This window comes from Proteus sp. G2626 (assembly GCF_009915985.1).
In the GTDB taxonomy this organism is placed as follows: domain Bacteria; phylum Pseudomonadota; class Gammaproteobacteria; order Enterobacterales; family Enterobacteriaceae; genus Proteus; species Proteus vulgaris.
Genome location: NZ_JAABNH010000027.1, coordinates 409605 through 425299, shown reverse-complemented (window position 1 = coordinate 425299; position 15695 = coordinate 409605). Strand labels below are relative to the sequence as shown.

15 protein-coding genes are annotated in these 15695 nt (G+C 40.5%); 11 read left to right on the top strand and 4 right to left on the bottom strand.

Annotated features, from left to right (window positions below):
• Positions 1-257 precede the first annotated feature (257 nt).
• The 7 genes from aspS to GWJ05_RS14420 all read left to right on the top strand — a co-directional run bounded on the left by aspS (position 258) and on the right by GWJ05_RS14420 (position 6176).
• Positions 258-2042, top strand: coding sequence for an aspartate--tRNA ligase (gene aspS, locus GWJ05_RS14450; protein WP_036936626.1), 1785 nt, complete (start codon positions 258-260; stop codon positions 2040-2042).
• Between the two features lie 3 nt (positions 2043-2045).
• Positions 2046-2480 (top strand): dihydroneopterin triphosphate diphosphatase, encoded by a 435-nt coding sequence (nudB, locus tag GWJ05_RS14445; RefSeq protein WP_036936628.1) that lies wholly within the window; start codon positions 2046-2048, stop codon positions 2478-2480.
• A 28-nt stretch (positions 2481-2508) separates the two neighbouring features.
• On the top strand, positions 2509-3264 hold the full coding sequence (locus GWJ05_RS14440) for a YebC/PmpR family DNA-binding transcriptional regulator (RefSeq protein WP_036936630.1): 756 nt from the start codon (positions 2509-2511) through the stop codon (positions 3262-3264).
• A 126-nt stretch (positions 3265-3390) separates the two neighbouring features.
• Positions 3391-3912, top strand: a complete 522-nt coding sequence (ruvC, locus tag GWJ05_RS14435) for a crossover junction endodeoxyribonuclease RuvC (RefSeq protein WP_006536599.1) — start codon at positions 3391-3393, stop codon at positions 3910-3912.
• Positions 3913-4015: 103 nt separating this feature from the next.
• Positions 4016-4636: a Holliday junction branch migration protein RuvA gene (gene ruvA / locus GWJ05_RS14430; protein ID WP_036936635.1), complete on the top strand. Its 621-nt coding sequence runs from the start codon at positions 4016-4018 to the stop codon at positions 4634-4636.
• A 12-nt stretch (positions 4637-4648) separates the two neighbouring features.
• Positions 4649-5659 (top strand): Holliday junction branch migration DNA helicase RuvB, encoded by a 1011-nt coding sequence (gene ruvB / locus GWJ05_RS14425; protein ID WP_036936637.1) that lies wholly within the window; start codon positions 4649-4651, stop codon positions 5657-5659.
• Positions 5660-5696: 37 nt separating this feature from the next.
• Positions 5697-6176 (top strand): macro domain-containing protein, encoded by a 480-nt coding sequence (locus GWJ05_RS14420; protein ID WP_036936640.1) that lies wholly within the window; start codon positions 5697-5699, stop codon positions 6174-6176.
• Between the two features lie 98 nt (positions 6177-6274).
• Here GWJ05_RS14420 and znuB read toward each other — a convergent pair whose 3' ends face one another.
• Positions 6275-7060 (bottom strand): zinc ABC transporter permease subunit ZnuB, encoded by a 786-nt coding sequence (gene znuB, locus GWJ05_RS14415; protein WP_036936643.1) that lies wholly within the window; start codon positions 7058-7060, stop codon positions 6275-6277.
• Entirely contained in the window at positions 7053-7778 is a 726-nt protein-coding gene (gene znuC, locus GWJ05_RS14410; RefSeq protein ID WP_036936646.1) for a zinc ABC transporter ATP-binding protein ZnuC, read from the bottom strand. Before znuC ends, znuB begins: the two co-directional genes overlap by 8 nt.
• Before the next feature lie 74 nt (positions 7779-7852).
• On the opposite strand from znuC, the gene znuA reads away from it, so the two are divergent.
• The 3 genes from znuA (at position 7853) to lpxM (ending at position 11215) form a co-directional block, all read left to right on the top strand.
• Positions 7853-8797 carry a zinc ABC transporter substrate-binding protein ZnuA gene (gene znuA / locus GWJ05_RS14405; RefSeq protein WP_036936649.1) on the top strand — a complete coding sequence of 315 codons (945 nt, stop codon included), beginning with the start codon at positions 7853-7855 and terminating at the stop codon, positions 8795-8797.
• 12 nt (positions 8798-8809) lie between these two features.
• A complete protein-coding gene (gene mepM, locus GWJ05_RS14400; protein WP_036936652.1) occupies positions 8810-10135 on the top strand; it encodes a murein DD-endopeptidase MepM in 1326 nt (441 codons plus the stop codon).
• A gap of 105 nt (positions 10136-10240) precedes the next feature.
• Positions 10241-11215, top strand: a complete 975-nt coding sequence (gene lpxM / locus GWJ05_RS14395) for a lauroyl-Kdo(2)-lipid IV(A) myristoyltransferase (RefSeq protein ID WP_036936654.1) — start codon at positions 10241-10243, stop codon at positions 11213-11215.
• Positions 11216-11292: 77 nt separating this feature from the next.
• On the opposite strand, the gene pyk is transcribed toward lpxM, so the two are convergent.
• Positions 11293-12735 carry a pyruvate kinase gene (gene pyk, locus GWJ05_RS14390; RefSeq protein WP_036936657.1) on the bottom strand — a complete coding sequence of 481 codons (1443 nt, stop codon included), beginning with the start codon at positions 12733-12735 and terminating at the stop codon, positions 11293-11295.
• Positions 12736-12966: 231 nt separating this feature from the next.
• Positions 12967-13809, bottom strand: coding sequence for a MurR/RpiR family transcriptional regulator (locus GWJ05_RS14385; RefSeq protein ID WP_036936659.1), 843 nt, complete (start codon positions 13807-13809; stop codon positions 12967-12969).
• A 351-nt stretch (positions 13810-14160) separates the two neighbouring features.
• Here GWJ05_RS14385 and zwf point away from each other — a divergent pair, with 351 nt between their 5' ends.
• Positions 14161-15636: a glucose-6-phosphate dehydrogenase gene (gene zwf, locus GWJ05_RS14380; RefSeq protein WP_036936662.1), complete on the top strand. Its 1476-nt coding sequence runs from the start codon at positions 14161-14163 to the stop codon at positions 15634-15636.
• Positions 15637-15695: the final 59 nt, after the last annotated feature.

The following is a 15695-nucleotide window of genomic DNA, read 5'->3' as shown; positions in this document are numbered from 1 at the left end:
ATTGCCAAAGTCAAAAAACGGCGAATTTAATGATAAACCTCAAAGCGACATCTGTCGCTATAAATAATTATTATTAATTAATTGTTTGGGGATTAGCAAATCCTTGAAAAGATGTATCATATAAACTAGGTCTATACTCTTATCTCCAGGAAGAATTTTCGTTATAATGTCTGCCTTTTTTTTGACACTACTCGAAAAAGACTATTGCCAAAATTTCCGCAGCAGAAAGCACAACAAGCTGAGTAAAAGGATATTGTATGCGTACTAATTATTGTGGGCAGTTGAATAGCGCCCATGTGGGCCAAAAAGTGACTCTTTGTGGTTGGGTTAATCGTCGCCGTGATTTAGGTGGACTTATCTTTATAGATATGCGAGATCGCGAAGGTATTGTTCAAGTCTTCTTTGACCCAGAGCAGAAAGAGGCATTTTCTCAGGCATCAGAACTGCGTAATGAATTTTGTATTCAAGTCACAGGAACAGTACGCGCTCGTCCTGATAGCCAAGTTAATAAAAATATGGCAACAGGGGAAGTTGAGTTAGCGGCAGAATCTCTGTCTATTTTTAACCGTTCAGAGCCATTACCGTTAGATAGTAATCAAACAAATAGTGAAGAGCGTCGTTTAACTTATCGTTATTTAGACCTGCGTCGCCCTGAAATGTCTGATCGCTTAAAAACCCGCGCTAAAATAACAAGCTTTGTTCGTCGTTTTATGGATGGCGAAGGTTTCATTGATGTTGAAACCCCAATGCTGACAAAAGCAACACCTGAAGGTGCGCGTGACTATTTAGTGCCAAGCCGTGTTCATAAAGGTAAATTTTACGCATTACCACAATCACCACAGCTGTTTAAACAGCTGTTAATGATGTCGGGCTTTGATCGTTACTATCAAATCGTAAAATGCTTCCGTGATGAAGACTTACGTGCCGATCGTCAACCTGAATTTACACAAATCGATGTTGAAACCTCTTTCATGAGTGCAGATCAAGTACGCGAAGTGATGGAGCGTATGATCCATGCATTATGGTTAGATATTCTTGATGTCGATTTAGGGGCATTCCCTGTCATGACCTTTGCAGAAGCAATGCGTCGCTATGGTTCAGACAAACCAGATTTACGTAATCCAATGGAACTCAAAGACATTGCTGATTTAGTCAAAGATGTAGAGTTCAGTGTATTTGCACAAGCAGCAAATGATGAAAAATGCCGTGTTATCGCACTGCGTGTGCCAGGTGGAGCATCATTAACTCGTAAAAACATTGATGAATATACACAATTTGTCAGTATTTACGGTGCTAAAGGCCTTGCGTGGATGAAGGTCAATGAAAGTGCAAAAGGTATTGAAGGTGTACAAAGCCCAATTGCTAAATTCCTGACTAACGATGTTGTTAATAGTCTCTTAGAAACCACAGGTGCAACTGATGGCGATTTAATTTTCTTTGGTGCGGGTCGTAAAGGCACAATGAGTGATGCAATGGGGGCTCTGCGTTTGAAAGTCGGTCGTGACCTTGAACTGACAGATTTAAATGCATGGAAACCCTTATGGGTTATTGACTTCCCTATGTTTGAAGAAGATGAAGAGACTGGGGAATTAAGCGCAATGCACCATCCATTTACTTCACCAAAAGACTTATCACCTGTTGAGTTGACAGCACACCCTGTGGGAGCAGTCGCAAATGCGTATGATATGGTTATTAACGGTTATGAAGTGGGTGGCGGTTCAGTGCGTATTCACCGTAATGAAATGCAACAAGCGGTATTTAGCATTTTAGGAATTTCGCCTGATGAGCAACAAGAGAAATTTGGTTTCTTATTAGATGCATTGAAATTTGGTACACCACCACATGCGGGCTTAGCCTTCGGTTTAGACCGTTTAGTAATGCTGTTAACAGGTACTGATAATATTCGTGATGTTATTGCATTTCCTAAAACAACCGCAGCCGCGTGTTTAATGACTAATGCACCAAGCTTTGCGAATGAAGATGCTTTAAAAGAGTTAGCAATTGCAGTTACTCAAAAAGAAGTTAGCGAAGATAAAGAGTAAATAATGAAATATAAGCGCCCGATATCCGTTTTAGTTGTTATTTATGCAAAAGAGACCAAACGGGTGCTTATGCTGAAGCGTCGAGATGATCCTGATTTCTGGCAATCAGTGACAGGTAGTTTAGAAGAGGGGGAAATGCCTTTTCAAACGGCATTGCGTGAAGTGCAAGAAGAAGTGGGAATTGATATCATAGGTGAAAATCTTGAGCTGGTGGATTGCCATCGCTCGATTCTCTTTGAGATATTTGCACATTTTCGACATCGTTATGCACCCAATGTGACACATTGTCAGGAACATTGGTTTACGTTAGCGCTTCCAGCAGAGCGAGAAATTATGCTAACAGAGCATTCGCAATACCAATGGCTAGACGCGCCACTAGCGGCAAAACTAACAAAATCTGCTAGTAATCAGCAAGCGATTGAAGAATTTGTTATTTAATGATTAGACCACGTTTGGAGATATTTTCATGGCAGGTCATAGTAAATGGGCCAATACAAAACACCGTAAAGCAGCGCAAGATGCGAAACGCGGTAAAATTTTCACTAAAATCATCCGTGAATTAGTTACAGCAGCACGTTTAGGTGGTGGTGATCCTGCAACTAACCCGCGCTTACGTGCGGCAGTTGATAAAGCATTATCAAACAACATGACTCGTGACACATTAAACCGTGCAATTGCACGCGGTGCGGGAAATGATGAAAATGATAATATGGAAACTATCATCTATGAAGGTTACGGCCCGGGTGGTACTGCTGTCATGGTTGAGTGTTTAAGTGATAATCGTAATCGTACTGTTTCCGATGTTCGCCATGCATTTACCAAAACAGGTGGTAACTTAGGAACCGATGGTTCTGTATCTTATCTATTTACCAAAAAAGGGGTGATTTCTTATGCTCCTGGTGTCGATGAAGATGCTGTTATGGAAGCTGCATTAGAAGCAGGCGCTGATGATGTTGAAACTTATGATGATGGTGCTATTGATGTTTACACAACACCAGAATCTTTTGGTGAAGTGAAAGATGCAATGGATGCGGCTGGTTTCGTTGCTGAAGCTGCCGAAGTGTCCATGATCCCATCGACAAAAGCAGAATTAGATATTGAAACTGCACCAAAATTAATGCGTCTTATCGATATGTTAGAAGACAGTGATGACGTGCAAGAAGTGTATCACAACGGTGATATCTCTGATGAAGTTGCAAAACAACTAGAAGATATCCTGTAATCGTTCTTACGATTATCGAAAATAACAGTATTAATTGCTGTTATTCAAAAGTGCGAAGAGAAGAGCAGAGCAGGTTTCCTTGCTCTTTTCTCTCGCCATCCGACCATATCGGCAACAGGAATTGATATGGCTATCATTTTAGGTATAGACCCAGGATCTCGTGTTACAGGTTACGGTGTAATTCGACAGCAAGGGCGCCAACTTATTTACTTGGGAAGTGGTTGTATCCGTACACAAGTTCCCGACCTTCCTAATCGACTTAAGCGTATTTATGCTGGTGTTAGCGAAATTATCACACAATTTTCGCCGGATGTGTTTGCCGTTGAGCAAGTGTTTATGGCAAAAAATGCCGATTCAGCATTAAAACTGGGGCAAGCGCGAGGTGTTGCGATACTTGCTGCAGTCAATAACGATCTTCCTGTTTTTGAATATGCTGCTCGCCAAGTCAAACAAACAGTTGTAGGGACGGGGGCTGCTGAAAAAAGCCAAGTACAACATATGGTGCGATCAATATTAAAATTATCAGCTGCACCTCAATCGGATGCCGCCGATGCGTTGGCGATTGCTATCACTCATTGCCACTTTAACCAAAATTTATTACGAGTGGGTGATCCTCGTCTGGTTTTAACGAGAGGGCGGTTAAGATAAGTGGCTATATTAGTAAATGTCTTTGGTTTTTCACGAGCTGGATATACGTCCAGCTTTTTTTATGTTATAAACTTGACGTAATTATTTTTGCGGAGGCGTTAGGGTGATAGGTCGTATCAGAGGAATTATTCTTGAAAAACAGCCACCAGTGGTGCTGATCGAAGCAGGTAATGGTGTTGGGTATGAAATCAATATGCCAATGACCTGTTTTTATGAATTGCCTGATATTGGCCAAGAAGCCATTATCTACACGCAATTTATTGTACGTGAAGATGCACAATTACTTTATGGTTTTAACCAAAAACAAGAACGCGCACTTTTTCGTGAATTAATTAAAGTGAATGGTGTCGGACCTAAACTTGCGCTAGCCATTTTATCAGGTATGTCTGCTCGCCAATTTGTAACTGCGATTGAAAATGAATCTATCACTTCATTAGTGAAATTACCTGGTGTGGGTAAGAAAACAGCAGAACGCTTAGTGGTTGAAATGAAAGACCGCTTCAAAGGCCTTAATGGTGATTTATTCGAAAATAGTGAGATTGAATTACCAGAAAGTGCTTCACCTAAAGTACCAAAAGCGGCTGATATTGAAGCTGAAGCTTCCGCTGCATTAATCGCATTAGGCTATAAACCACAAGAAGCAGCAAAAATGATCAGCAAAGTAGCAAAACTGGGTACAGATAGTGAAACGCTTATTAAAGAAGCATTGCGTGCGGCTATTTAGGAGTAATACATTGTGATTGAAGCAGATCGCCTGATTTCAGCAGAAATTCAACAACCTGAAGAAGAAATAATAGATAGGGCGATTCGCCCTAAATCTCTTGCCGAATATGTTGGGCAACCACAAGTTCGTGAACAAATGGAGATTTTTATTCAGGCAGCTAAATTACGTCAGGATGCGCTCGATCATTTACTTATCTTTGGCCCGCCTGGATTGGGTAAAACCACATTAGCAAATATCATTGCAAATGAAATGGGGGTTAATTTACGTACGACATCAGGCCCTGTACTTGAAAAAGCGGGTGATTTAGCCGCGATGCTTACTAACCTTGAGCCTCATGATGTATTGTTTATTGATGAAATCCATCGCCTTTCTCCCGTGGTTGAAGAAATTCTTTATCCTGCAATGGAAGATTATCAGCTTGATATTATGATTGGTGAAGGGCCAGCAGCTCGCTCAATTAAAATAGATCTACCACCATTCACCTTAGTGGGCGCCACCACAAGGGCTGGCTCTTTAACATCCCCTTTGCGTGATCGCTTTGGTATTGTGCAACGTCTTGAGTTTTACAATGTTGATGATCTCCAACATATTGTCTCTCGTAGTGCCAGTTTTATGGGATTAGAGATGACAGATGAAGGTGCACGTCAAATTGCTATGCGTTCACGAGGCACTCCACGTATTACTAACCGATTATTACGACGTGTACGAGACTTTGCACAGGTAAAAGGTAACGGTGCCATTGATGAGGATACCGCCTCTAAAGCACTGGACATGCTAAATGTGGATGCGGCCGGTTTTGACTATTTAGACCGTAAATTACTTTTCGCTATTATTGATAAATTTATGGGGGGACCTGTGGGTTTAGATAACCTAGCGGCCGCCATTGGTGAAGAGCGGGAAACCATAGAAGATGTGTTAGAGCCTTATTTAATCCAACAAGGATTTATTCAGCGTACACCACGAGGTCGTGTTGCCACTAATCATGCCTATCGTCATTTTAATCGTATTGTAGAAGAACCTTAATCTTTATATCAGTATGACGACGTTGGAGACGATTTAAATGATAGAACTCACCCGAGGCAACCTCTTACATGCAAATACTGAGGCAATTGTAAATGCTGTTAATTGTGTTGGTGTAATGGGACGTGGTATTGCCTTACAATTTAAAAAAGCATGGCCAGATAATTTTAACGCCTATGCTTTAGCATGCAAAAACAAAGAACTTACACCGGGTGTAATGTTTATTTATGAGATACAAAAGGCAGCTAATCCTCGTTTTATTATCAATTTTCCAACCAAACGACACTGGCGGAATACCAGTTGTATTGAAGATATTGAAGCAGGGTTAATTACACTGGTTAATGAAATCAAACAGCGCAATATTAAATCTATTGCTATTCCACCATTAGGGGCGGGATTAGGTGGCTTAGAGTGGTCTGTTGTATATGAAAAAATCAAAAATGCAATGGAACCCTTAACGGATGTTCATGTGCTAATTTATGGTCCTATAGGCGAAACAGAATTAAGTGAAAAAGAGTGATATCAATTTCTTAGATATTCCATAGACAAAAGATAACAATCCCCCCCAACAATATAGTGTTGTTGGGGGGGATTGTTTATCTAACGTGTTGGAAATAATTACTGTTTAGCAGGTACGAACAAACTCAAAATAAATAAACAGCTTGCTACTAATACCACTGAAGGGCCTGCGGGGGTGTCATAAAACGCAGAGAAGGTTAAACCGCCTGTAATTGCTAACATACCAACGATGATTGCAATCACGGCCATCTGTTCTGGTGAGCGAGCAAAACGCCGTGCCGTTGCTGCAGGGATAATCAGCAGTGAGGTGATAATTAATGCTCCAACAAACTTCATGGCTAAACCAATGGTTAGCGCAGTGATCATCATCAGTTTCAAACGTTCACGTTGAATATTTACACCATCGACAAAGGCCATATCTTGATTAATGGTCATGGAAAGTAGAGGGCGCCATGAACGAATGATCACAAACAAGACAATCACAACGCCAATAAAAATACTGATGACATCTTGATAGTTTACAGAGAGCAAGTCACCAAACAGATATGCCATTAAATCAACACGGACATTGGACATTAAACTGACAACGACAAGTCCCAAAGAAAGCGCACTGTGTGCCATGATCCCTAAAAGAGTATCGACGGAAAGCTGTGGTTTTAGTTCTAACCACACTAATAAAATAGCTAAAATTAACGTAACAGCAATCACCGCATAGAATGGTTCGATATTAAATAACAAACCAAAAGCAACACCAAGTAATGAGGCGTGTGCTAACGTATCTCCGAAATAAGACATGCGACGCCAAACGACAAAAGAGCCTAAAGGGCCCGCCGCCATTGCTAAGAGCATACCGGCAATCCAGCCCGGCAACAGCAACTCAATCATGACGACACTCCTTATTGTGTTGATGATGATGGCGATAAATACCAAGTTGTTCCGCCCCACGACTACCAAACATGGCAATAAATTCTGGGTGAGAAGAAACGACATCCGGTGTGCCTGAACAGCAAATATGACCATTTAAACAGAGCACTTCGTCTGTTTTTGCCATTACCAAATGAAGATCATGAGAAACCATTAAAATGGCGCAACCTAATTCATTACGAAGTTGATTAATTAAATCATAAAGAGCGAGTTGACCATTAACATCAACACCTTGGGTTGGTTCATCTAAGACTAAAAGTTGAGGTTGATTAAGTAAGGCTCTTGCTAATAACACACGCTGAGATTCACCACCAGACAGTTTTTGCATTGGCTGATTGATTAATTTAGCCGCATTAACACGCTCTAGGGCAGGGAGAATATCTTTATCTCGTACACCGGGTTTTAGCGTCATAAAGCGCTTAACAGTTAATGGCATGGTAGGATCGAGATAAAGCTTTTGAGGAACATAGCCAATACGTAACGTATTATGGCGTTCTACTTTTCCTGATGTTGGATTTAATAACCCAAGAACTAAACGGATAACCGTGGATTTACCCGCACCATTAGGGCCAAGTAAAGTAAGAATACGGCCTGCTTTTAAATCAAAAGAGATATCTTTTAAAATTTCTCTTTCACCAAAAGAAACAGAAACCGATTTTAAACAAATCAAGTCAGACATAAAATTAGCACTTGCAGAATCATTGAAACGTTATAATATAACATTTCCAATGGTAATTCACGAGAATTCTTCCTATGTTACATAAAAACAACAAATTTGCGCATCGTTTTTTATTGAAATCATTTTTAGCGACAGCGATGATAAGCTCATTCAGCGCTTCTGTTCAGGCTGATGTGGTGGTTTCAATTCGGCCTATCGGGTTTATTGCCGCTGCTATCGCTGATGGAGTGACACCAACGGAAGTTTTATTGCCGGATGGGGCATCTCCACATGATTATGCGTTAAAACCGTCTGATTTGAAAAAAATCACTTCAGCAGACCTAATGGTATGGGTTGGGCCTGATATGGAAGTGTTTTTAGATAGGCCATTAAACAGACTTACAGACAATCATAAGTTGGCTTTAGCGGAAACTGACGAAATAAAGTCGCTTTTATTGAAAGATGATGATGACAATGTGCATAAACATGAGGAAAATCACGAACATCATTCTCACGGTGATTATAATATGCACATCTGGTTATCACCAGAAATTGCGTTGTCGTCTGCAAAACAGATCCATGAAAGGTTAATTGCGCTTTATCCAGATAAAAAAGAACTTCTGGACGTAAACCTAGGTAAATTCAGCGAACAACTCAAGCAAACTGATAAAAATCTTGTTAATATTCTGTCGCCTGTGAAAAGTAAGGGTTATTTTGTCTTTCATGATGCTTATGGCTACTTCGAAAAACATTATAATTTAAAGCCGTTAGGTCATTTTACTATCAACCCTGAAATACAGCCAGGCGCGCAGAAATTACATCAAATACGAACACAGTTGGTTGAGCAAAAAGCAACTTGCATTTTTGCTGAGCCGCAATTCAGGCCGACAGTAATAGAAACAGTGGCAAAAGGCACTGGGGTTAAAATGGGTGTATTAGACCCCCTAGGAAGTGGGATTTCTCTGACTCAAGAGAGCTATGTAAAATTCCTTACCCAACTAGCTAACCAATATGCGAGCTGCCTGAATGAAACACAATAAGGAATTAAGAGCGTGCAGCAGAAGAAATCCATTGCACAGGTATATTTAAGTTTACCACTCCCACATAAAATCATGCTTGGTTCGTTAACTGCAGCAACATTGGCCGTCGCAATTTGGCGGCCTGTGGTACTTCAAAATGAACAAAGTCGTGAAGTTCCTGTCAGTATTCAAATGCCTCTTGCCAATCAAGGCGAAAATACGGATGACATTATTACTGACAGTAGCGATCAACTTACCGATGAAGGATTAGTTGGTGCGGAAGATGGCACAGATACAAGTACCGCAGTTGCACAAGTTCCTCATACTTATATCGTCTCTAGTGGTGATTCATTAAGTTCAATACTGACTCAATTTGGTATTGATTCTGCTGATATCGCAACTATTTCTAATCAAAATAAAGATCTCAGAAACCTCAAAATAGGGCAATCTATTAGTTGGGAACTTGATGATAATGGATTACTTCAAGAATTAAGCTGGGGTGTTTCTCGTCGCGAAACGCGTATTTATACTCGTACAGAAACGGGTTTTAAAGAAACAAAAGAGTTCCAAAAAGGTGAATGGAAAAACAGTGTCACTACAGGTGTTATTCGTGGCAGTTTTTCGGTCAGTGCAACAAATGCGGGTTTAACTAATGCTGAAGCACGTGCCGTCACCAAAGCATTACAGTGGCAAGTAGACTTTAAAAAATTACAAAGCGGTGACCAATTCGCAGCGTTATTTTCTCGTGAGGTGCTGGATGGGCGTACCGAGCAAAGTGAGCTAATTGGTGTCCGTTTACGTAGTGCGGGTAAAGATTACTATGCTTTCCTTGCTGAAGATGGCCGTTTCTATGACAGCCAAGCAGGTGGATTAGAGCGCGGATTTATGCGTTTTCCAACGGTAAAGCAGTTTAGAGTTTCTTCTCAATTCAATCCTCGTCGTATTAACCCTGTCACAGGGCGTTTAGCTGCTCATAAAGGTGTCGATTTTGCTATGCCAGTAGGTACACCAGTATTAGCAACAGGGGATGGCGAAGTTATTGTCGCAAAATATAGTGGCGCTGCGGGTAATTTTATTGCTATTCGTCATGGTAGCCAATACACCACACGTTATATGCATTTGCGCCAATTATTGGTAAAACCGGGGCAACGAGTTAAACGTGGTGATAGAATTGCCTTATCAGGTAATACAGGACGTTCTACTGGACCTCATTTACACTATGAGATGTGGATCAACCAACAAGCTGTTAACCCATTAACGGCAACCTTGCCGCGTGCTGATGGTTTAACTGGTAAAGATAAGCAAGAATATCTAGCCAAAGTCAAAGAGATTAAGCCTCAATTAGTGCTAGCCGATTGACAATAACCACGATCTTAAAGACATAAAAGCGGATGATTGATATCATCCGTTTTTGTTTTAACGTTTTTTACGCCTATTAGGGATGTTAGTTCAGAGAATTATCTGATGAATAAAGAAAAAGATACAGATAGCAAAGCGGGTTATGTACCTACATTTCACCGTGCGTATTTACATCCTCGTCACTGGGGGACCTGGGTGGGTGCCGGTGTTTTAAGTGCATTGGCTTATATACCAGTTAAATGGCGTGATCCATTTCTTGCTTCTATTGGTCGTTTTGTTGGACGTAAAGCGAAAAGCGCGAGACGTCGTGCCGATATCAATTTGAGATACTGTTTCCCAAAATGGGATAAAACACAACGTGAAACAGTCCTTGATAGTATGTTTGAAACGGCGCCTCAATCTTTTGTTATGTTAGCAGAGCTTTGCTTAAGAGGGCCTGAGCGCATATTAAAACGGACAAGTTGGCAAGGCTTAGAAATTATTGAACGTTTTAAAGAGCAAGGTCGTAATGTTATTTTTATGGTACCGCATGGTTGGGCTGTTGATATTCCTGCAATGCTATTAGCGGCACAAGGCCAGCAAATGGCTGCTATGTTCCACCATCAAAAAGATCCTGTTGCTGATTATTTATGGAATAAAGCACGTCACCACTTTGATGGACGATTGCATTCACGAGAAGCCGGTATTAAGCCATTTATTTCTTCTGTTCGACAAGGATTCTGGGGATATTATTTACCTGACCAAGATCATGGTGCAGAGCATAGCCAATTTGTCGATTTTTTTGGTACTTATAAAGCAACATTGCCCGCGATTGGGCGTCTAATGAAAGTATGTCGAGCCGCTATCGTACCTTTATTTCCTGTGTATTGTCATAAAACACATCAGCTTCATATAATTATTCGTGAGCCAATGGATGATATTGAAGATAAAGACGATGCTTATATTGCACGTAGAATGAATGAAGAGTTAGAAGCGTTAGTCACACCATCCCCTGAACAATACACGTGGATCTTAAAATTATTAAAAACACGTAGAGAGGGGGAAATAGAGCCTTATTCACGTGAAAATATATTAGATTAATTAGTCATAAATTGCAGATATAAAAAACGGGCACTTACTTAAGAGCCCGTTTTGCGATTAAGATTTACAGCCCTGTATTATTCAACAGTAAGAATACGGCATGTATTGGTACTGCCTACGGTGCCCATTTGGTCGCCTTGCGTGACTAACACTAAATCACCAGAAACCAAGAAACCTTTATCACGTAAACGCCCAATAGCTTCATTTGCGGCTGCGATACCATCAGTATGAGTGCTGCAATAAACAGGTGTAACACCACGGTAAAGTGCTGTTTGATTGAGTGTTTTCTCATGTCGAGACATTGAGAAAATGGGTAAACCTGTACTGATACGAGACATCATGCGAGCAGTACGGCCTGATTCTGTCATTGCAATAATGGCATTAACGCCTTTCATATGGTTAGCGGCATACATGGTGGACATTGCAATGGCTTCTTCTACGGTATCAAACACCATATCTAAGCGGTGTTTAGATACATTAGCCGCAGGCATTTTTTCTGCCCCTAAACAGACTTGTGCCATTGAAGCAACTGTTTCTGCTGGGTATTGTCCTGCTGCTGTTTCAGCAGATAGCATAACAGCGTCAGTACCATCTAACACGGCATTAGCAACGTCCATAACCTCTGCACGTGTTGGCATTGGGTTTGTTATCATTGACTCCATCATTTGAGTTGCAGTGATAACTACGCGATTAAGCTGACGAGCACGACGAATTAATTTTTTCTGAACACCAACAAGTTCTGGATCGCCAATTTCAACGCCTAAATCGCCACGGGCTACCATCACTACATCAGATGCAAGAATGATCTCATCGATAATTTCATCATTAGCAACAGCTTCAGCACGTTCTACCTTAGACACGATTTGGCATTCACAACCTGCATCACGGGCTAAACGTCGAGCGAGATTAAGATCTTCGCCGGTTCTTGGGAATGAAACAGCGAGGTAATCGACACCAATTTTGGCAGCTGTAATAATATCTTGTTTATCTTTTTCTGTTAATGCATCAGCAGAAAGACCGCCACCCAACTTGTTAATACCTTTATTGTTAGATAAAGGACCGCCTACAGTGACTTCAGTAAAGACTTTTAGTCCATCGACTTTAAGTACTTTCAACTGAACACGGCCATCATCGAGTAGTAAAATATCACCAGGAACTACATCAGCGGGTAGTCCTTTATAGTCAATGCCGACTTGATTTTGATTGCCTTCGCCTTTTTCAAGGGTGGCATCAAGTAAGAATTTATCACCGACATTCAAGAAAACTTTTCCGTCTTTAAATGTAGAAACACGGATTTTAGGGCCTTGTAGATCCCCAAGAATAGCAACATGGCGACCAAGTCTAGCGGCAATTTCACGCGTACGATTAGCGCGAGCAAGATGATCTTCCGCAGAACCATGAGAGAAATTTAATCGAACAACATTCGCACCAGCAATAATAATTTTTTCTAAGTTATTATCACGATCTGTTGCTGGGCCTAAGGTGGTAACAATTTTTGTTCTTCTGAGCCGTCTGGACATGTATTACTCCGTTGACCTTGAACGAAAGGTGTTGGCTATCGGATAAAACAGAAATTAGACAATATTTCATCCAATATGTTAAGTGAAACGCATCAAGCTAATTGCAACATACACTACTGTTTTCAGTATATACGAGAGTTAGCTCGCAGATATGCTACCATTTTTCAAAAACTTATCTAGTCAGGGGCACAATAGGAAGTGTGACAATACTAACAGAATAATTAAAAACGGTTACTTATCAAACCGTGAATCACGTAATGCTTCTTTGACGCGCTTCAAGTTATCTCTGAATTTTGGCCCTCGGCGTAAAATAAATCCTGTGGCAAGAACATCAATAATAGTGAGTTGGGCAAGGCGGGAGATCATCGGCATGTAGATATCAGTATCTTCAGGCACATCAAGCAAAATGGGAAGGGTGGCTTCAAAAGCTAAAAGTGAGCCAGGTGTCGTAATTGCAATTACTGAAGCATCGTTTTCGCGTGCAATTTTAGCTATTTCAACAAGATTTTTAGTACGCCCCGTATGTGAGATAACAACGACAACATCACCATCAGTGCTATTAATACAGCTCATACGTTGCATAACAACGTCATCAAAGTAAGTGACAGGAATATTAAAACGAGAAAATTTGTTCATGGCATCGTGAGCAACGGCGGCTGATGCACCCAAACCAAAAAAGGAGATCTTTTTAGCTTGAGTCAGAATATCCACTGCGCGATTAATGGCAGCGATATCAATATTTGTTTTGACGTTTTCTAATCCAGCCATGGCGGATTCAAAAATTTTATTGGTATAAGAAGAGACCGTATCAGAATCATCAATATTACGATTGACATAGGGAGTGCCGTTGGCAATGCTTTGTGCTAATTGTAATTTAAAATCAGGGAATCCCTTCGTTGCCATACGACGGCAAAAACGATTAACGGTGGGTTCGCTGACATCAGCCGTTTTAGCCATTAAGGCAATGCTAGAGTGGATAACAGTTTGTGGCGCAGTTAAAACAGCCTCAGCCACTTTTTTTTCTGATTTACTCAAGATGTCCAGATTAGACTGAACCCTTTCCAATATATTCATTAAATATACAGATCCTAGGCTTTGCCAATTTCAATAAAAGGAGAAATCTATAACGGTTTTATGAAAATATACTACGCAAAGAACAAGGCTTGCAGTGTAAACCATCGGTAAACAGGGCTTTTTTCGTTAAAGTATGACGTGTGTCTAACTTTCAAAGCTGAAAACAAGAAACAAAACTGTTGTAAAGTTACAAGAAAGGATAAAACACGAGACATAAAATGAAGCATTACAATATCTGTGGTAAGTTAGAGACTAAAATGTGTGAGCGTATTTACTGAATACACCCAAAAGAGTACATTAATACAAAATTCTGTAACAAAATTACAAAATCTCATCATGAGGAGACGTACTATGGCAGCGATATCGACTGCTCAGGCCTGTGATCTGGTTATCTTCGGTACGAAAGGGGATCTCGCACGCCGTAAGCTTATTCCATCATTATATCAATTGGAAAAAGCAGGATATATTCACCCTGACTCTCGCATTATTGGTGTAGGCCGTGCCGATTGGGATGCTGAGGCATATAAAAATGTTGCCCACGAAGCATTAAAAACCTTTTTAAAAGAAGAAATTAATCCTGAAATTTGGCAGCGTTTAAGTGATCGCTTAGATTTTTGTAATCTTGATGTCAATGAAACAGACCATTTCATTGAGCTATCAAAGCACCTAAAACAAGACAAATTACCGGCTATTTATTACTTTGCAATGCCACCCAGTACCTTTAGTGCAATGTGTAAAGGGTTAGGTCATGCAAAACTTAATAAAGAGCCAAATCGTGTTGTGATGGAGAAACCATTAGGCACGGATTTAGCGTCTTCTGTTTCTATTAATGATAGTGTGGCGAAATATTTTAAAGAGAGTCAAATTTATCGTATCGACCACTATTTAGGTAAAGAAACGGTTTTAAACCTATTAGCACTGCGCTTTGCTAACTCTCTCTTTGTTAATAATTGGGACAATAAAACGATTGATCATGTCCAAATTACGGTTGCAGAAGAGGTTGGCATCGAAGGGCGCTGGGGATATTTCGACCAAGCGGGTCAAATGCGTGATATGGTACAAAACCACCTGTTGCAGATCTTAACGATGATTGCAATGTCCCCGCCTGCTGATTTAACCGCAGATAGTATTCGCCAAGAAAAAGTGAAAGTCTTACGTTCATTACGTCGTATTGATAATACTAATATCCGCGAAAAAACGGTGCGTGGGCAATATACGGGAGGCTTTGTTCAAGGTAAGAAAGTGCCTGGTTATCTTGATGAAGACGGTGCAAATAAAACCAGCCATACAGAAACCTTTGTGGCTATCCGCGCTGATATTGATAACTGGCGTTGGGCTGGTGTTCCGTTTTATCTAAGAACAGGTAAACGTCTGCCAAGTAAATGTTCAGAAGTTGTGGTTTATTTTAAAAAACCGGCATTAAATATTTTTAGTGAGACTTATCAAGAGCTACCACAAAATAAACTAACTATTCGTCTACAGCCAGATGAAGGTATTGATATTGAAGTGCTGAATAAAGCACCGGGTCTTGATCATAAACATCGTTTACAAACGACGAAGCTGGACTTGAGTTTCTCTGAAACATTCAATCAAACACATTTAGCGGATGCTTACGAACGCTTATTGTTAGAGGCAATGCGTGGTATTCAAGCATTATTTGTACGTCGCGATGAAGTAGAAGAAGCATGGAAATGGGTTGATTCAATTATCAATGCATGGGAATGCGATAATGAACTGCCAAAGCCTTATCAAGCTGGTACATGGGGGCCTGTTGCATCTGTTGCAATGATCACTCGTGATGGGCGTTCATGGAATGAAATTGAATAATTAATTTCGATTGTCGATTATAAAGAAAAACACCCAGTTAAGCTGGGTGTTTTTGTCTT